The organism is Helicobacter sp. MIT 00-7814 (assembly GCF_003364115.1).
GTDB lineage: Bacteria > Campylobacterota > Campylobacteria > Campylobacterales > Helicobacteraceae > Helicobacter_F.
On sequence record NZ_NXLL01000021.1, the window covers coordinates 1 to 17343 of the forward strand.

Below are 17343 nucleotides of genomic sequence, written 5' to 3' on the forward strand. Positions count from 1 at the left end.
ACGCTAGAAAGTGCGTGCCGCACACTGCATTACTTTAGAATCTACTTCGCATTTTTAATCGCGCTTTTATATTCCTCATCACTCAATTTTTCTAGCCAAATAACATTTTTGCCATCTTTACTGCCTGTAAGCGCGATATGCGCGCCCTTTTGCCTCTCGCCCGCACCATGCCAATGCTTTACATCAGCTGGACACTCAATTACATCTCCCTTTTTTGCAATTTGAGTGATTCCATCTTCTGTGCCTGTGTAAATCTCGCCCTCAACCACGATTAGTGTTTGCCCATTTGGGTGCGTATGCCACGCGCTTCTAGCCTTTGGGCTAAACTCAACCAAGCCTCCGCCAACATTGCGATTTTCATTCTCACCAAAAAGCATGGTTACCTTTACTTCACCGCTAAAGATTTTAGAATCTCCTTTAAAACTTTTCATTTGCGAGGCTTTAATCACGCTTTGCAACGCACTAGATTCTGCTAGGGCTACATTTCCAGCCAAAAGCGCGCCCGCAGCGCATGCGCCAAGTTTTGCGTATTTTTTCATTTTGTCTCCTTTGTTTGGTGTTTGAAAATGTAATTATAAAGCCTGACACCTAGTGTTTGTCAAGGGTTTTTAAGAAAAAATGTGGTTTTTGCAAGATTTTTTGTAGAGGGCTTATGCGAGCAAAGCCCGCACAAGTGATGTTAGGATTCTAAAAATCTTTAAAATCTATAAAGATATGAAAGCATTATCGCGCTGTTTGGCGTGGTGGAGTATTTGACATCTCCGCTACTGCCTTGAAGGTCAATTGTTTGACTTCCACCTTCACCTATTGTGTAGCCACTTTTATAGCGATAAGCTAGCCCAAATTGATGATGGCTTTTATAGAAGTAGTGAATCCCAATGCTTGTGATAAAGCTTGAGGCAAAGTAGGAATCAAAGGAGACATTTGTATTTGAAGCATCTACATTATATCCTTGCCCGACAAATACACCAAACTCATAGCCAATACCCACATTTGCACCAAAAGTGTGCGTTTCATTGTAGATAAAGTCATAAAGATATGAGGCTTCTAAACCAAAATGCACTGCAGAGGAATTTAAGTTTATTGCAACACCATTTTCTGTATTGCTTGAATTATAGCTCGCATATCCTACATGCCCTTTAAATTGAAAGCCTGCATTTTGTGCGTAATACCATTGCCAACCTAAGGCTAGATTAATAGGCAGTGAGTAAGTAGATTGATTGAAAGTATCTGGGGTTGCTCCGGGTGTGTTTTCTTTTGTATTTAAGTAATTCTCCACACTCGGCGCATATCCTAACTCAACCCCTATAAAACAACCTGTATTTTTATGCTCTCCTTTGCAGAATCCTAAGAATCCACTTTTATCAACAGCAGCAGATTCTGCGCTAGATTCTTTTACTTCTTTCCCAGCTTTTAACTGCTCATTCTTTTTCTTTAATTCCAAAAGCTCATTTTCTTTCTTTAAAGCTTCTATCTCTTTTTGCATATCATCAGCAATTACATTGCACCCTAATCCTAAGATTCCCAAAATACAAGCAATTTTCAAGTATTTTGTCATTGTGTTTTCTCCTTTTTTTTTGTTTTGTTTTTACGCCGTATTTCAAGCGCACAATCAAATGATATTGTTTTTTTTTTTTTTCAAGGAAACTCATTAAATTCATCAAAAACTTTTTCATAAAGTTACGAAGTTACACAGAATCTAAGAAGATGAAAAGTGAAATTTAGAAGTTTGTAGTTGGTGTGATTATATAAATTAAGGATTTTAAGAAGTCAGAATCTTGCTTCAGCCAAGCAAGATTCCTAGCAAAAGCCACCTTAAAGCTTGAGCTCTAAAGGTGTGTTTTTGTTTTTAAAGACTGCTAGAGCGATGAGTGCCACCACACACGCCACCATCGCATAAATATACCACGGAACGCTCGCTGCCTCGCCCTGCGCGTAAGAGTGCATGCCGACTAAAAAATAATTCACCCCAAAATAAGTCATCAGCACGCTAAAAAATCCTAGCACGCTCGCGGAGGCAAAAATAAGCGGCATATTTTTAAACCCGCAGAATCGTAGGTGCAAAATAATCGCATACACGCCAATGCTAATAAGCGCCCAAGTCTCTTTTGGATCCCAGCCCCAATAGCGCCCCCAAGATTCATTGGCCCAAATCGCGCCAAGGAAGTTTCCAGCAGTAAGCAAAAACAGCCCAAGCAACATACTCATTTCATTAATCGCGCTAAGGGAAAGGATAGAATCTTCGATATTTTTGCGCTTTGGCGAGCGGAGCGTAAATAAAACAAGCGTGATAATCCCAAGCACAAAGCAAAGCCCCAAAAAGCCATAACTCGCGGTAATGACGGAAACATGGATATTGAGCCAATAGGATTTTAGCACGGGGACGAGATTGCCAATTTGTGGATTCATATCGCCGAGATTTGCCACAAAAAGCGTGATGCCCGCCAAAAAGGACGCCGAGCAAAGCGCAAGGGAAGACTTCCTAAAAAACACCACGCCAGAGAGTGCCGCTGCCCACGCGATATAAAGCATTGATTCATAGGCATTGCTCCAAGGTGCATGCCCGCTCACATACCAGCGGATGACAAGCCCCGCGGAATGCAAAACAAAGCAAAGCGCGATAAGTGCGTAAAAAGCGAGATTGAGCTTTTTACTTACTGCTTTATTGCGTAAAATTGCGATGAGTGCAACGATGAAAAGCCCAAAGCCAAAGAGCAAATAAGGAAAAGTCAGCCTTTCAAATGGGCGCGTTTTGTTAAGCCAAATCTCTGCTTTTATCCTGCCGGGCGAAATCAGCAAATCACTGCCATGCTCTTTTTGATACTCTTGCAAGAGTTCTAAGCCTTTATAAGCAAGATCCCAATTATTTTGCGTTACACCAAGTGAAAATCCACGCGAGATAGATTCCGCGATTTTATACACGCGCGCATAGGTTGCGTCATCTTTTTGCATCATCGCTTTGATAATCACGCTGTCAAAATCATGCCAATCCTGCACATCTTCTTTCGTGTCAGGCAGCACACGCAGAGCTTTTGTGGAATAAATCAGCCCAAAAACATAAAGCTTTTCGTTAAACTCAATCACATCTTTATCAAAAGTGTTTTGTTCTTTGAGAGGCTTTTGATTTGCGCGCTCGACATAGTTTGCAAGGATATAAGTCCCATCAGGCAGATACGCATCAATTGGCGCGATATACGCCTTTTTGGGATCATTGCCCAAAAGCTCGCGCAATTCTGGGCTTTTGCTTTTTAGAAGCTTGACTTCTTTAAAATATTCAGGTGTTACAAGGATTGCCAAAAAAAGCTGTGTGTTGCTAAGTCCTAAAAAGTGATCTTTGCCTGTCATTTTGTGGATATAATCCGCCGCAATCGTATCTAGTGGCTTAATGCGCCCATCAAAGTCTTGCATCAAAATTTTGCCAAAATCCTCGCTAAAGGCTTTGGAATTTTTCTTCACAAGCTCGATAAATTGCTCGACTTCCTCTTGTGTGGGCTTTTGCGTAAATTGATGATTAGAATCTTGCGGGGCTTGTTGGGCTTGCGTAGATTCTGTGTTTTGCGCGTTTTGTGGCGCTTGAGTAGCTTGCGCGTAGGCATTTTGTGGCAAAAGGCTAAGGCAAAGCAGTGCGCTCGCACATGCAAGGCTTGATTTTGACTTCACAAAACGCGCTAGGGCGCTAAAGCGGGAATTTTTATCAAAAAGTAGCCAAATACAGCTAAGCATCAAAAGTGCGTAGCCAATGTAGGTTGGAAGCTTGCCCGGATCATTATTGACAGATAAAATCGTCCCGCTTTCATCCGGGAAATACGAACTTTGGAAAAAGCGATAACCGCCATAATCTAACACATTTTTCATAAAAATCACCGCCTCTTTTTGCGTGTTATTCGCGCTGTCCTCAACCTTCACAAATGACGCGTAGGATGAAGGCATTTGCGAGCCCGGATAGCGATCAAGCACAAATTTATCAAGGTAGATTTTGAAAGGAAGCGCGATAACCTTGCTCCCCCAACCGATGATGAAAACTTTTTCGCCAATTTCTGTGTGAATCTGCTCTGGAATATCGCCGAGCTGGGATTGGATAATTTCAAGCTTTGTGGCATCTTCCCACTTTTCTTTCCCCACGCCAAAGAGTTTGTCAGACAAGCTAAGCTTTTGTTTGGATTCTAAAATTTCAAGCTCAAGCGAAGTATAAGGCATGCCAAACTCGCTTTCCTTATGCTCTAACGCGCCAAATTTTAGCAAAAACTCTTCATCAAAAAGATTGAGAATGTAGTATTTGCGCGCAGGGGCAATCATCTCAATTTCCACACCTTGAAATTGTTGCGTGTTTTTGTCAAAAGCTTGAATGATGAGGTAAGGTTCGCTTGAGTAGATTCTATTTGAGCTTTGCTCATTTTTTATCGGCATTGTGCCTTCAAATCCCGCGTATCGCGTAACTCCAGCACCAAAAATAATAAGGATAAATGAAAAGTGAAGTGCGAGCGAGGCGTATTTTTTGCGTTGCCATGATTTTGAAGTGAGAAAACAACCAATAAGGCTAAGCAGCAGCCAAATATGTAGCATCTCAAACCACCAAGTCCCATACACGCTTGCGCGCGCCACAAGCGAGCCTTGCGCGGATTCTATAAAAGTCGCAACACCGCAAGCTATCGCATAAATCGCAATCAAAAGCAACACCAAAGGCATATTAGCAAACAGCAGGGCTAGCACTCGTGTAAGCGTGGAATTTTTCATTTTTTCTCCTTAAAAGTTGGGGTGGTGGTTGCGCGCATTGTGTTAGTGCGCATTTTCTACAAGCTTGAAAAGCTCATCTGAAAGCGCGTTGATGGAATCTTTTTGCACGATTTTAATGTCTTTAATGCGCTCCAAAATCGCCCTAAACTGCGCTGGCTTCAAAAATCCCGGATAGGCAAAAAACGCATTCCCTAAAGAATCCGCAAAGATGAAAGTCGGTGTCGGGCGCACTTGATATTGTTTAGCTAAATCAAGCGTTTGGATAAACACACTTTTTTGTGGCTCGTTTTTGTCATCGCCAAATTTCACCTCATGCGTTTTGGTGTAGTCAATATTAATATAATACGCTGAAAAATCCCGCGCCAAAAGCTCTTTTGTCTCAGAATCTGCTTTGAGATTGTCTTTAAATTTATCGCAATAAGTGCAGTTGTTTTTGCCAAAAATAAGCACAAGAGGCTTGTTATCCGGCGTGATAAGCTTTGTGTCTAAAAAGACATTTTCTAAGCCCGCATAGCTTGCTTTATCAAGGGATTCTATTTCCTCAATGCGCGATTGCGAGGCACCTTTTGAATCTGAAAGCTCGACTTTAGAATCCTCACAGCCCAAAAACAACGCCCCAAATAGCGCAAAAAACGCACAATAAAAAAACACTCGCGGTTTAAACTTCAATGCCTTTTTCACTTTGTAAGCCCCCTTATGTTTATTTTACAAATCCTTGAAAATCTCGCCTAGAATCTAGCCAAGATTCTAACTTTAAAAAATCCCGTAAAGAATCTCGCGCCAAAATTCACGCAAGATTCTAGCTAAATTCCTCCACCATATCTACGATAAATTGCGCAAACTCGCTCCTGTCGTTAAAGCACCTTGCCACGCGAAAATCCTTAATGCCATTTTGCTGCGCTAGGTGCTTGCACTCAATCGCAAGCTCATAATCCGTCTCAGAATTATCAATCGTAAAAGACAGCGGGAAAATCAGCACCTTGTCGTTTTTCAAGGATTTAAGCACTTCTTGCGTAGCCGGACCAATCCACTTAATAGGTCCGATTTTTGACTGATAAGTGAGCAAGATATTTTTAAAATGTAGCTGTTGCGTGTCAAGCATTTCTTTAAGCATCGCAAGGTTATGCTCGCATTCCTGCGGGTAGGTATCGCCTTTTTTCACAAGGCTCTGAGGCAGGGCGTGAGCGGAAAATACAAGCGTGAAATCCTTAGAATCCGCGCCATTAAGGGCTTCTTTGATATGCGAGATGATGAGCTTATTATACGCATAGTGCGAAAAGTAGCGCTCAATCACCTTGATTTTTGGGGCAAATTTTAGCTCGCTTAGCGCTTGCTGGATTGAGACGAGAGAGGATTTTGTCGTGGTGGTGGAATACTGCGGATACATACTAAAAAGCACGAGCGAGCTAAAATTTTGATTCTGCAAATCCGCAAGCACATCTTTTGCAAATGGCGGTGTGTAGCGCATACAATAAGTATAAAAGCGCGTGGAATCTAGCGCGTTAAGCGTATTTGTGAGATTGAGCGTGTGAGTGATGATTGGCGAGCAACCACCGATGGCTTGATAATTTCTCTTTGCTTCCTCTAGGCGCTTGTTTGCGATGAAATTTGCGAGATTTTTACGAAGGAAATTATTACGAATCCCCAAAATATGCGGATCGCTAAAAAGCTGTTTTAAAAAACTCTCAACCTCATACAAACTATTTGGTCCGCCCATGTTAAAAAGCACCACAGCTTGTTTTGACATCTTTCTCCCTTATCCTTCCTTAATCTGCTCGTTAAAAAAGGTTTGTAATAATAAAGTCTTAAAGTTAATCTTACCCCACAAGGACGCACAATCTATGGAACAAATAGAGCAATTTACGCATTTAGACACATCTATGCAATCCCTCGCACTTTTGGAATCTTTGCAAGGGCTTGTGTTTTACCACAAAATTTTTGCGTTTTTTTTCATTGTGCCAATTATGCTCAATCTCTACCATCTTTTTTTTCACAAAAACCTAATCCAGCTTAATAAAAGGATTTGGTATTGTATGCCTTTAATCTTTTTTCTCTTTTCTGTCGCGCTTTTAAGCGGGCTAAATATCGTTATTTTTAATCCGCAGAGTTTTGGCTTTAGCGCTATTTTGATGAGTGCATTTTGCCTTCTTGTGCTTGTTGGCGAGATTATGCGCTTGAAGATTTTGAAAGTTGCCAAGAGAACGAGTTTGGAAGCAATGCAAAAATACATAAAATTTGCAAAGATTCTCTATTTTTTAGAAGCGCTTTTTTACGCGCTTATTTTGCTTGTGTGCTTTGTGTAATGCGCTTTTTGTATGATGAGTGCGCTGGCAAAAATGAGCTGGCTTTGGAGGGAGAATCTTATGCATATATTTTCAAATCGCGCCGTTGGCAGAAGGAAAAAAATCTTATCCTTTCAAATCTAACTGACGGGAAGTTGTATGAATACAAAATCACCGCACTTTCGCGTAATAAGGCGCGTTTGGAGCTTGTGGATTCTATAATAGAGCAGACAAATGGCGCGAGTGATGGTGTAAATGCTATAAAGAGTGCAAATAGTGGCGCGAGTGAAAGCCCAAATGCGCGCGTGCATATCATTTGGGCGATTGTAGATTCTAAGGTGGTTGAGAAAACCTTGCCTTTTTTGAATGAATTAGGTATAGGGAAACTTAGCTTTTTCTATGCGGATTTTTCGCAAAAAAATATTGTGCTAAATGAAGCGCGCTTGCGTAAGATTCTTGTCCATTCTTGCGAGCAGTGCGGGAGAAATGAGCTTTTGGAAATTGAGTTTTTGCCAAATTTGCAAGCGGTGTTGCAAAAATATAAAAATATTATCGCGCTTGATTTTCCAGCCCCGACACTTGATTGCGTGCTTAAAAGTATAAATACGCGTCCAAGTGTGCTCATCGGCGCAGAAGGAGGCTTAAGCGAAAATGAACGCGCACTTTTGCAATCTTTTAGCACCCCATGCGCGCAAATCAAGCACGCTTACACTTTAAGAAGCGAAAGCGCGTGCATTTTCACCGCAAGCATTTTGGGATTTGTGGAGTTTTAGGGGATACGAGGTAAAGAGATCGAGCTTGCTAATTCAAGCCCTTTTTTATCCCTTTGTTAAAGAAGCTTTAAAAAACCAATGGGTTAAGCTAAACAAAAAAGAATCTGAAAAACTAGAATCTCTAAAATCCAACACAAAACCTAATATTTCTTCGTCGAAACATCTTCAAAGATTTTTTGTGCGATTTTTTCCACACTACTGCTAATCTCTTTAGAATGCCCTGCCACGGAAACATTCTCATTTGTCACGCTTTCTAGCTCGTTAATGGCTTGATTAATCTGCGCGATTCCCTCTGTTTGCTCTTTGATAGATTCTGCCATGTCGTTGATACTTTGGACGAGGATATTTGTATTTGCTTCAATCTCGCTCAAAGACTTCTGCGTGCGTTCAGCAAGCTTCCTCACCTCATCAGCCACCACCGCAAAGCCTCTTCCATGCTCGCCTGCGCGCGCTGCTTCAATCGCGGCATTAAGAGCTAGCAAGTTTGTTTGATCTGCAATATCGCGGATAATGCCAATCACCTTTTTAATGTCCTCGCTTTGTTGTGTAACCTCGCTTGTGCGGTCATTCACGCCTTCCATTGATGAGCTAATTTGCTCAATCGCGCTTGCGCTTTGATTGATACTAGAAGCCTGTGTGCTCGCGCCATGCGTGATTTTATTTACAGATTCTGCGAGATCTTGTGAGATTTTATTAAGATTTTCGCTCACCAAAAGACGCGCTTTGAAAGTGGTAACAATGCTAGAACGCAAAGTATTGATACCTTGATAAAATTTCAGAATCTCCCCTTCTATCCCCTCTTCGCTCACGCCCTCGCGGAAGTCCTCTTGCGCGTATTCTTGCAAGGCGTGGATTCCAGCGCCAACCTTAATCGCTGTTTGCTCTAGCGCCTCATTGATAAGCTTTTGAAGCTCTTTTAGGTTTGGATTATGTGGTTCTTTGCTCACGCGACGGCTAAGATGCCCGCATTTGATACTTTCAATCACTTCTATGGTGTCTTGCAATGCCTGTTTATCTTGCTTGAAGCCATTTTCAACTTTTTCCATAGATTCATTAATCTTCTTTGTGATTTCGCCTAATTCGTCGTTATTGCGCACTTGGATTGGCTTAGGCGCCTCACCTTCGTAATTGACATGGGACAAAAATGCGATAATGATTTTTGACAAACGCTTTAATCGCCTTAGCACAAAGCGCTCAATCACAAAACAGCTCGCTAGCAAAATCGCCACAAGTAGCACCAGTACGCCACCGACAATCACGCGCTCAATGAAAATATTATCCTCAGTAAAGTCTGACAAAAGCGCTTGTGTAATGATATGCAAATCCGCGCCTTTATTATACGCGTCAAAAAACATATAAGTTTTTTTATCGATTTTTAGCGCATAAGAGCCATCTTTGCGCTGCGTAATGAAGGCATTTTCACTAGGCTTGTTACTTGCGCCAAAAATAAATTTATCGCCCTTAAGATCTGCAACCATGATTTTGCCACTCTTGCCAATCTTTAGATTCTGCAGGCTTTGGGTGAGATTCTCATACGCGCTTGTCAAATCATGCGCAACAAAGAGAATCCCAACAATTTCATTTTGCGCGTTTCTGACAGGCTCATACACGCTCATATAATCCTTGCCAAACAAACTCACGCGCCCATAAAAAGTTTTGCCCTCACTCATCGCTTGAAATACCGCAGAATTGCGATCAAGGCTCGTGCCAACCATACGCATTTTGTTTTCATTATGAAGCGATGTGGCAATGCGCACAAAATCGCCCTTAGAATCCTTAACAAAAATCGTCGCCACGCCTCCTGTAATGCTTGAAAAATAATCCACAATCTCCAAAGAATTTGCCAAAAGCACATTGTTGTAGCTTAAATTTGGCACATGCACGCTTTGCTTATCCGCTCTAATTACCGCGACTTCGCCCTCGCGCTTAAAGCTAGAAGCGCTCTTTGTGCCATGTATCCTTGCAAACACCACTTCTAAGATATTGAGCGATTTTTTGGATTCTATAAGCATTTCATCAAAAAACACTTCCAAACTGCCATTAATAATGCCATTTAGCTGGTTTAGCTCTTCTGTGACTTGGGACTGCGTGTGACTACTCATCACGCGATCGACAAAGACCAAAAACGGCACAAGTAGCACGAAAAACACCAGCACTTGCAAGACAACAAACTTTTTATTAAGCGATAAATTCCTCCATAATCCCATAATCACGGCTCCTATTAAATGTTAAATTTCATACTCAAAAAGGGGATTGATTATAACAAGAAAACTTCTCATTTTAAATCTTTTGGCATCAAATTGCACAAAAACTTTCATTTTTTCACTTACAAAAAGTATCAAATTTGTGAATCCACACAAAATACGCGCATTTAAACAATATTTAAAAGAAGTTTTGCTTAAATCTAACGCGTTTTTTGAGATTACAAAACTTAAGGAGTAAGCGATGGCATTAAAAGTATATTACGACAAAGATTGCGATTTAGGGCTTATCAAAAAGAAAAAAGTAGCCATCATCGGCTTTGGTAGTCAGGGGCACGCGCATGCAGAAAACTTGCGAGATTCTGGCGTGGAAGTAGCTATCGGGCTTTATAAAGGCGGGAAAAGCTGGGCCAAGGCGGAGGCTAAGGGCTTTAGGGTGCAAGAAGTGAGCGAGGCTACAAAATGGGCTGATTTGATAATGATATTAATCCCAGATGAGCTGCAGGCTGATGTGTTTGAGCGCGACATTGCCCCGCACTTGAAAGAGGATAAAATCATTGCTTTTGGGCATGGATTTAATGTGCATTTTGGGCAGATTAAAGCTCCAAAAGGTGTGGGCGTGATAATGGTAGCTCCAAAAGCACCGGGGCATACGGTGCGAAGCGAGTTTGTTAAAGGTGGCGGGATTCCAGACTTAATCGCGGTTGAGCAAGATACTAGCAAAAATGACGCTAGAGCGGTTGCGCTTAGTTATGCAAGTGCGATTGGTGGCGGGCGCAGCGGGATTATTGAGACAACTTTCAAAGATGAAACTGAAACAGATTTATTTGGCGAGCAAGCAGTGCTTTGCGGTGGGGTTACAAGCCTTGTAAAAGCGGGATTTGAGACGCTAGTAGAGGCTGGCTATCCTGAAGAGATGGCGTATTTTGAGTGCTTGCATGAGTTAAAGCTCATCGTTGATTTGATTTATGAGGGTGGGCTTGCAAATATGCGCTACTCGATTTCTAACACCGCAGAATATGGCGATATGGTAAGTGGTCCGCGCGTGATAAATGCAGAATCTAAAAAGGCTATGAAAGAGATTTTGCGTGATATTCAAGAGGGACGCTTTGCAAAAGACTTTATTTTAGAGCGCAAGGCAGGCTATGCGAGAATGAACGCAGAGCGCAAGAATCTAGCAAATCATGGCATCGAAAAAGTGGGCGAACGACTTCGCGCTATGATGCCTTGGATTGGCGCAAATAAATTGGTGGATAAGGATAAAAACTAAGCCAAATCCCCCTGCAAAATACCCTTAAGAATCTTTAAGGGTATTTCAAAGAATTATATTTACTAAATTTTCTCTTACTCAATCACTCATTATTTTCACTGCAAATTTGTCCAAACTGCTTGCACATCATCATCATCTTGGATTCTATCAAGAAGCTTTTCAAGCTCTAAAAGTTGCTCCTCGCTAAGGCTTATAGGGCTTGTGGGGAAGCGTTGCAGGCTTGCTTTTTTAAGCTCAATTTGTAGATTTTCAAAGCCTTCATTTAAGCGCCCAAAATCTTTGTAATCCCCATGCACCAGCACCACCGCGCCTTCCTCTTCATCTTCTATGATTTCAAGCCCTTCTAATCCATAATCAATAAGTTCTAGCTCTATCTCCTCTAAATCCCTGCCTTCCGGGCGCGCAAACTCAAAAACGCTTTTGCGTGCAAAGTGAAATTCCAAACTCCCACTTGGCACAATCTGCGCGCCTGCGGTTTTATTAAAATAACTTTTGATATTAGCAATGGTGCGTGTAGGGTTATCAGTCGTACATTCGATAAAGATAAGCACGCCATTTGGGGCTTTGCCCTCATAAGTTATTTCAAAAAACTGCCCATCTTTGCCACTAGCACGCTTGATTGCCGCATCGATATTATCTTTTGGCATATTTTGCGCTTTTGCATTGGCAATGGCGGTGCGCAGGCGCGCGTTCATCGCTGGATCACCTCCACCCTCTTTTGCCGCCATGGTGATAGCTTTTGCAAGTTTTGGGAAAACCTTACTCATCTTATCCCATCGCTTTTCCTTAGCCGCCCTGCGGTATTCAAACGCTCTTCCCATACTTTTTCCTTCCTTTTAAATTTTTTTACAAAGAGATTCTATATTTTTAGAATCTCACAGCCACGCATGCGCCACATAGCGCACCCACGGAATAGTAATCACCAAAAATACCACCAAATACAGCATACCAAAAATAAAGCCAAGTCGCCAAAAATCCTTCCCACTCACAAAGCCAGAGCCAAACCACACAGGCGAAGGTCCCGTGCCATAAGGCGTGATAATCCCCATAATCCCAAGAGAAAGCATCAAAAACAGCGTAAGCTCGCGCACATCAATGCCATCAATCCCCATAGCCACGGTGATGAAAAGCGCTAGAAGCGCAGTAACATGCGAAGTGGTGCTTGCAAAAAAGTAATGCAACAAATAAAACAGCACAATAACCCCAACCATCGCGGTAAGCGCATCAAAATCCCCCAAATATTCCCCGCCAATCTTTGCGATAAATTCCAAGAATCCAACATTCTTAAGTCCGCCAGCAAGGGTGACAAGCGAGCCAAACCACGCCAAAACGCTCCATGCAGATTTATTTCCCAGCACATCGTCCCATGAGATAATCCCAAGCAACACCATACCTATCATCACGCTAAGCGCGACTGTCGTAGCATCTACGCCAAAGGTATCGCCACCTATCCAAAACACCAGCGCAAACACTGCTAGCGCTATCATAAGCCACTCTTTTATACTCATTTTACCAATTTTGCCAAGCTCCTCTTGCGCCCATTTTTGTGCCTCGCTAGAACCTTTGAGCGTTGGCGGATACAAGATATAAGTCAAAAATGGCGTGAGAAGGAATAAAATAATCCCCGCAGGCAAAAATGCCATAAACCAGCCAAACCAACTAATAGGCTCTACACCGCTTTTTACGGCTGTCTCCATTGCTAAGAGGTTAGGCGCGAGTGCGGTAAAAAACATTGAGCTTGTTACGCAAGTAGCCGCCAAAGACACCCACACGAGGTAGGCACCGACTTTGCGAGGTTCTTTATCCGGGTAGCTTCCCATCATCGGCGGGATAGAATTCACAATCGGATACAGCGTGCCCCCACTACGCGCAGAGTTTGAAGGGATAAATGGCGCTAAAATCAAATCCGCAATAGAAATCGCATAACCAAGTCCTAGCGTCGTTTTGCCAAGTGTCTTAACCAAAAAAAGCGCGATACGCTTGCCAAGCCCACTTCTTTGATACCCAAGCCCGATCATAAAGGCTGCAAAAATCAGCCACACCGTGCTATTTGAGAATCCGGCCAATCCCCATGAAACAGCGACTTTTGATGCTATTTGCGCGCCATCTACGCCACTGCCTACAGGACCAACTTTGAGCCAAATGCACACACCAACGCCCACAAGCCCCACAAGTGCCGCAGGTATAGGCTCTAAAATAAGCCCCACAACCACGCCTAAAAAGATACTAAAATACAGCCAACTTGCATTGCTTAAGCCTTCCGGCGTAGGTAGCACATACACCACAAGCGCCACAATCACGGGAACAAAAAGCTTGAGAACTTTCATTACACTAGACATACATTCTCCTTAAAACAATCTTTGCGCCTTAAAAATAAGCACAATTATATAATTTTTTAAATTTTTTTAAAAGGAGAAAATTTTAAAAATCATCAAAAATAGATTCTACTTGCAGATTTTTGCAAGCAAAGCTACAATTACACTTAGAATCTACTTTTTGAAACAAGGATTTGCAAGATGAAAAAGCAGTTTGAAATTGGTTTTGTGGTGGTGATTTTAGCACTGGTGGTGATTTGGCTCATAATGAGTTTTTATAAAGCGTATGCGCCAAAGCCCCAAACTTTGCAAGCACAAATTCAAGCGCGCGAGTATAAAGTAAGCTCAAAAATCGCTGGACGCATAGAATCTGTGCTTGTCAAAAAGGGTGATAAGGTCAAAAAAGGCGATTTGATTTTCACCATAGAATCCCCCGAGCTAGAAGCCAAACTCACACAGGCAAAAGCGGGCTATGAGGCTGCAAAGGCGCTTTCAGATGAGGCGCATAAGGGCGCGCGGGTGGAGACCATCATCTCTGCGCGCGATGTGTATAATAGCGCAAAAGCCATGCGCGAGCTGACAGAAAACACCTACAAGCGCATTGAGGATCTCTACAAAAATGGCGTAGCGAGCTTGCAAAGGCGCGATGAGGCTTACACAGCTTTTCAAAATGCCAAATACAGCGAAAATACCGCCCTTCAGCAATATAAAATCGCCCTAGATGGCGCGACTAAGGAAACCAAAGAAGCCGCAAAGCAAAAAGAAATCGCTGCTAGCGGGCAATTAAGCGAGGTTGAAGCGTATATCAAGGATATTCAAGCCTATGCGCCAAATGATGGCGAGGTGTCAAATATTTTGCTAAGTGAGGGCGAGCTAAGCCCGACCGGATTCCCTGTTGTGATGCTTGTAGATACGGCAGATGTGTGGTTGCGTTTGGCTGTGAGTGAGGAATATTTGCCTTATTTTAGCGTGGGCGAAGAGTTTAGCGCCTTTTTGCCAGCATTGCAAAAAGAAAAGCGCTTTAAAGTGCGCTATGTCTCTGTGTTGGGTGATTTTGCCACTTGGCGCGCGACTTCAAATTCCAAAGGTTATGATTTGCGAAGTTTTGAGATTGAAGCGGTGCCATTAGAAAATAATGGCGAGTTCAAAGTCGGTATGAGCGCGATTGTGAGCGTTGAGAAAAAATAATGCACCAAATTTTAGAAAATCTCAAAAATTCTAAGAATCTTACAAAGCTTTCCCAGCTGTGGCGCTTTTTAAGTAGGCGCAAGATTCTGTTTTTGCTGTATTTTATGCTACCGCTTTTGATCGCGTGGTTTATTTACGCGGTATTTGTGAATTCTTTACCTAGAAATCTTCCCATCGGTTTGGTGGATTTGGATAAAAGCGTGATGAGCGCGGAAGTGGTGTTTAAGACAAATGCCACGCCTGTGATGAAAATAACAAAAGAATATGATTCTATCGCTGCGGCAAAGGAGGATTTGGCAAGCGCGAAAATTTATGCTTTGCTTGTTATCCCGCATAATTTTGAACGCGATGTAAATCTAGGCAGTGGCGCGAAGCTCGCATTTTACTATAACGCGCAGTTTGTGCTTATCGGTAAATCGCTTAATGCCGCGTTTGCGCAAGTTTCAGGCACGCTCAATGCCACGCAATGGGTGGCAAAGAATCTCATCAGCGATCAAGATATGAAACTTGCGCTAAGCAAGGCTATGCCGATTTTTTCGCAAATTATCCCGCTGTATAATGCCAACAACAACTACGCGCAGTTTCTTCTCACGCTTTTGCTTCCTTGTATGCTACAAATCCTAAGCGCTCTTGGTATGATAGGGCTTTTGCGAAATCCGCCAAGCTCGAGTAAAAGCCTATGTATCCGCTATTGCTTTAATTCTCTTGTGTTTTTGTTTTGGGGACTTTGTATGCTGATTTTTTTAAAGAATCTCGGCTATGAGCAGCGCGGAAGTTTGGGGATTCTCATTTTTGGGCTGGCGCTTTTGCTTTTTGGCGTTAATGGCGTGGTGGTATTTATACAATCCATTCTTTTAGATGTGCGCAAAAGTATCGGCGTCATCGCTGTATATACCGCGCCAAGCCTTGCGTTTGCGGGCATTACCTATCCGCAAAATTCTATGAATCTTCCCGCGCTTTTATGGAGTAAGTTTTTGCCCATTTCTAGCTTTATGGAGCTTTTCGTGCAGCAGGCAAACTATGGCGGAAGTTTGGAAGGCGCGTTTAAGATTCTAGGAGAATTGATGGTTTTCTTGCTTTTCTTTGCATTAGGTGTGGGGATCTATGCGCTAAGGCGGAAAAAATGAGCTTTCTTTCGATTTTGCTTGCGGAATATAGGGCGATTTTTAGCAATCGCGTTGTGATGATTGTGATATTTGTAGGCTCGATGGTGTATGGGATACTCTATCCTATGCCTTATCTCAACGACAATGTCACCGCGCAAAATCTCATCATCATCGATGAGGATAACAGCACGCTTTCAAATGAGCTTATTTTTTTAGTTGGTGCTACGCCACAAATCACGCTTTTGCAGGAAGTTGGGAGTTTGGAAGAGGCAAAAATTTTAGTGGAAAATTTTGAAGCTTCAGGCATTCTTTTTATCCCCAAAGGCTTTGAAGCAAACGCGCAAATGGGCGTAGGAAGCGTGGTGAGCTATATGGGCAATGCGTCATATTTTCTTATTTATGGCGCGATTATCGAAGGGGTGAAAAACGCGCTAGATTCCCTAAGTGAGCAACTTTATAGGCAAAAAAATAGCAATCTTTTAACGCCAAATATTATCTCTTATGAAGCCATTGCGCTGTATAACCCAAGTCTTGGCTATATCAACTACGCCTTAGCTGCGGTGCTTGTGTTTATTTTACACCAAACGCTTATTGGCGGAAGCGCGATTTTGGGCGCGTATCAAAACCGCATAGCACGCAATTATAGAAAATTGCTAGATTCTCAACAATCAAACAGCGTCGCAGAATCTACAGAATTTCATCAACCAAAAAACGGCGAGTATGAACGCGCAACGCAGTGGAGCGGAGGCGAAGCGGGATTCACTCCCGCGAAGACGATACCAATTGATGGAATAGATTCTCAACAACCAAAAAACATTGCAGAATCTACAAATCTTATCAACCAAAAAACGCCGAGTATGATCGCGAGCGCACGCGAAGCGGAGGCGAAGTGCGATTCACTCGCACGAGACGATACATCAAAAGGAATAAAGATTCCTTATTTTCTCAAAGCCTCTTTGCCAAAGCTCATAAGCGCTAGAATCCTCGCCTTTGGTAGCATTTACTGCGTGTGGTTTTTGCTATATTTTGGGGTATTTTTTCCACTTTTTGGTGTGAATATCCATGCAAGTGTGAGTGATTTTTGGTGCTTTGCAGGCGCGTTTATTTTATGCTGTGGCGCGTGCGGAACGCTATTAGGCGCGTGTTTAAAAGATGAAAGTATCCCAACGCAAATTGTGTTTATTTCTTCAATGCCGCTGGTGTTTATTATGGGCTTTATTTGGCCTAGCGAGCTGTTGCCTAGCTTTTTGCAGTTTTTAGCAGAGCTTATCCCAGCATATCATGGCATACGAGGTTTTATTAGTCTTAATCAAATGGGCGCGGAATTTTCAAGCATTATGCCACATTTTTATGCTTTGCTTGGGCTTTTTGTGCTGTGCTTTGTGGCAAGCGTTTTGGTGCTTAAAAAGAAGCGTGAGATTCTTAAGAAAATGTAGCTAAATGTGGTAAAATTGCTTGAAAGCGCAAGTATTTT

The 17343-nt window shown here is 42.4% G+C and carries 14 protein-coding genes; 6 read left to right on the forward strand and 8 right to left on the reverse strand.

Annotated features, from left to right (window positions below; all coding sequences use genetic code 11):
* Positions 1–41: 41 nt before the first annotated feature.
* The 5 genes from CQA49_RS07115 to hemH all read right to left on the reverse strand — a co-directional run bounded on the left by CQA49_RS07115 (position 42) and on the right by hemH (position 6481).
* The gene (locus tag CQA49_RS07115) at positions 42–458 is read right to left on the reverse strand and encodes a cupin domain-containing protein (RefSeq protein WP_408938915.1); all 417 of its coding nucleotides are present in this window, start codon (positions 456–458) and stop codon (positions 42–44) included.
* Positions 459–697: 239 nt separating this feature from the next.
* A complete protein-coding gene (locus CQA49_RS07120) occupies positions 698–1558 on the reverse strand; it encodes a hypothetical protein (RefSeq protein WP_115575278.1) in 861 nt (286 codons plus the stop codon).
* Between the two features lie 257 nt (positions 1559–1815).
* On the reverse strand, positions 1816–4734 hold the full coding sequence (gene ccsA, locus CQA49_RS07125) for a cytochrome c biogenesis protein (RefSeq protein ID WP_258864256.1): 2919 nt from the start codon (positions 4732–4734) through the stop codon (positions 1816–1818).
* Between the two features lie 42 nt (positions 4735–4776).
* Positions 4777–5415, reverse strand: a complete 639-nt coding sequence (locus CQA49_RS07130; RefSeq protein WP_115575279.1) for a thioredoxin fold domain-containing protein — start codon at positions 5413–5415, stop codon at positions 4777–4779.
* A gap of 118 nt (positions 5416–5533) precedes the next feature.
* Entirely contained in the window at positions 5534–6481 is a 948-nt protein-coding gene (hemH, locus tag CQA49_RS07135) for a ferrochelatase (RefSeq protein ID WP_115575280.1), read from the reverse strand.
* Between the two features lie 94 nt (positions 6482–6575).
* On the opposite strand from hemH, the gene CQA49_RS07140 reads away from it, so the two are divergent.
* Positions 6576–7037: a hypothetical protein gene (locus CQA49_RS07140; RefSeq protein WP_258864257.1), complete on the forward strand. Its 462-nt coding sequence runs from the start codon at positions 6576–6578 to the stop codon at positions 7035–7037.
* An 8-nt stretch (positions 7038–7045) separates the two neighbouring features.
* A complete protein-coding gene (locus CQA49_RS07145; protein WP_181882633.1) occupies positions 7046–7789 on the forward strand; it encodes an RsmE family RNA methyltransferase in 744 nt (247 codons plus the stop codon).
* A gap of 140 nt (positions 7790–7929) precedes the next feature.
* Here the strand turns inward: CQA49_RS07145 and CQA49_RS10615 are convergent, their stop codons facing one another.
* On the reverse strand, positions 7930–9996 hold the full coding sequence (locus CQA49_RS10615) for a Cache 3/Cache 2 fusion domain-containing protein (protein WP_181882634.1): 2067 nt from the start codon (positions 9994–9996) through the stop codon (positions 7930–7932).
* A gap of 238 nt (positions 9997–10234) precedes the next feature.
* On the opposite strand from CQA49_RS10615, the gene ilvC reads away from it, so the two are divergent.
* Positions 10235–11260, forward strand: coding sequence for a ketol-acid reductoisomerase (gene ilvC, locus CQA49_RS07160; RefSeq protein ID WP_115575283.1), 1026 nt, complete (start codon positions 10235–10237; stop codon positions 11258–11260).
* A 95-nt stretch (positions 11261–11355) separates the two neighbouring features.
* Here ilvC and CQA49_RS07165 read toward each other — a convergent pair whose 3' ends face one another.
* Complete coding sequence (locus tag CQA49_RS07165) at positions 11356–12081, reverse strand: YebC/PmpR family DNA-binding transcriptional regulator (protein WP_115575284.1); 726 nt, start codon at positions 12079–12081, stop codon at positions 11356–11358.
* Positions 12082–12135: 54 nt separating this feature from the next.
* Positions 12136–13599, reverse strand: a complete 1464-nt coding sequence (locus tag CQA49_RS07170) for an anion permease (RefSeq protein WP_115575285.1) — start codon at positions 13597–13599, stop codon at positions 12136–12138.
* A 177-nt stretch (positions 13600–13776) separates the two neighbouring features.
* Between CQA49_RS07170 and CQA49_RS07175 the strand changes: the two genes are divergently transcribed.
* Genes CQA49_RS07175 through CQA49_RS07185 form a run of 3 tightly spaced genes read left to right on the forward strand, consistent with a single transcriptional unit; the run spans position 13777 to position 17305 of the window.
* Positions 13777–14763: an HlyD family secretion protein gene (locus CQA49_RS07175; protein ID WP_115575286.1), complete on the forward strand. Its 987-nt coding sequence runs from the start codon at positions 13777–13779 to the stop codon at positions 14761–14763.
* On the forward strand, positions 14763–15890 hold the full coding sequence (locus CQA49_RS07180) for an ABC transporter permease (protein WP_115575287.1): 1128 nt from the start codon (positions 14763–14765) through the stop codon (positions 15888–15890). The genes CQA49_RS07175 and CQA49_RS07180 overlap by 1 nt, the downstream gene beginning before the upstream one ends.
* A complete protein-coding gene (locus tag CQA49_RS07185) occupies positions 15887–17305 on the forward strand; it encodes an ABC transporter permease (RefSeq protein ID WP_115575288.1) in 1419 nt (472 codons plus the stop codon). The genes CQA49_RS07180 and CQA49_RS07185 overlap by 4 nt, the downstream gene beginning before the upstream one ends.
* Positions 17306–17343: the final 38 nt, after the last annotated feature.

Bases quoted from the DNA above. Each gene is read 5' to 3' on its own strand.
- CQA49_RS07120 (WP_115575278.1), bottom strand. From the start codon at position 1,558: ATGACAAAATACTTGAAAATTGCTTGTATTTTGGGAATCTTAGGATTA.
- ccsA (WP_258864256.1), bottom strand. From the start codon at position 4,734: ATGAAAAATTCCACGCTTACACGAGTGCTAGCCCTGCTGTTTGCTAAT.
- hemH (WP_115575280.1), bottom strand. From the start codon at position 6,481: ATGTCAAAACAAGCTGTGGTGCTTTTTAACATGGGCGGACCAAATAGT.
- CQA49_RS07140 (WP_258864257.1), top strand. From the start codon at position 6,576: ATGGAACAAATAGAGCAATTTACGCATTTAGACACATCTATGCAATCC.
- CQA49_RS10615 (WP_181882634.1), bottom strand. From the start codon at position 9,996: ATGGGATTATGGAGGAATTTATCGCTTAATAAAAAGTTTGTTGTCTTG.
- ilvC (WP_115575283.1), top strand. From the start codon at position 10,235: ATGGCATTAAAAGTATATTACGACAAAGATTGCGATTTAGGGCTTATC.
- CQA49_RS07165 (WP_115575284.1), bottom strand. From the start codon at position 12,081: ATGGGAAGAGCGTTTGAATACCGCAGGGCGGCTAAGGAAAAGCGATGG.
- CQA49_RS07170 (WP_115575285.1), bottom strand. From the start codon at position 13,599: ATGTCTAGTGTAATGAAAGTTCTCAAGCTTTTTGTTCCCGTGATTGTG.
- CQA49_RS07175 (WP_115575286.1), top strand. From the start codon at position 13,777: ATGAAAAAGCAGTTTGAAATTGGTTTTGTGGTGGTGATTTTAGCACTG.
- CQA49_RS07180 (WP_115575287.1), top strand. From the start codon at position 14,763: ATGCACCAAATTTTAGAAAATCTCAAAAATTCTAAGAATCTTACAAAG.
- CQA49_RS07185 (WP_115575288.1), top strand. From the start codon at position 15,887: ATGAGCTTTCTTTCGATTTTGCTTGCGGAATATAGGGCGATTTTTAGC.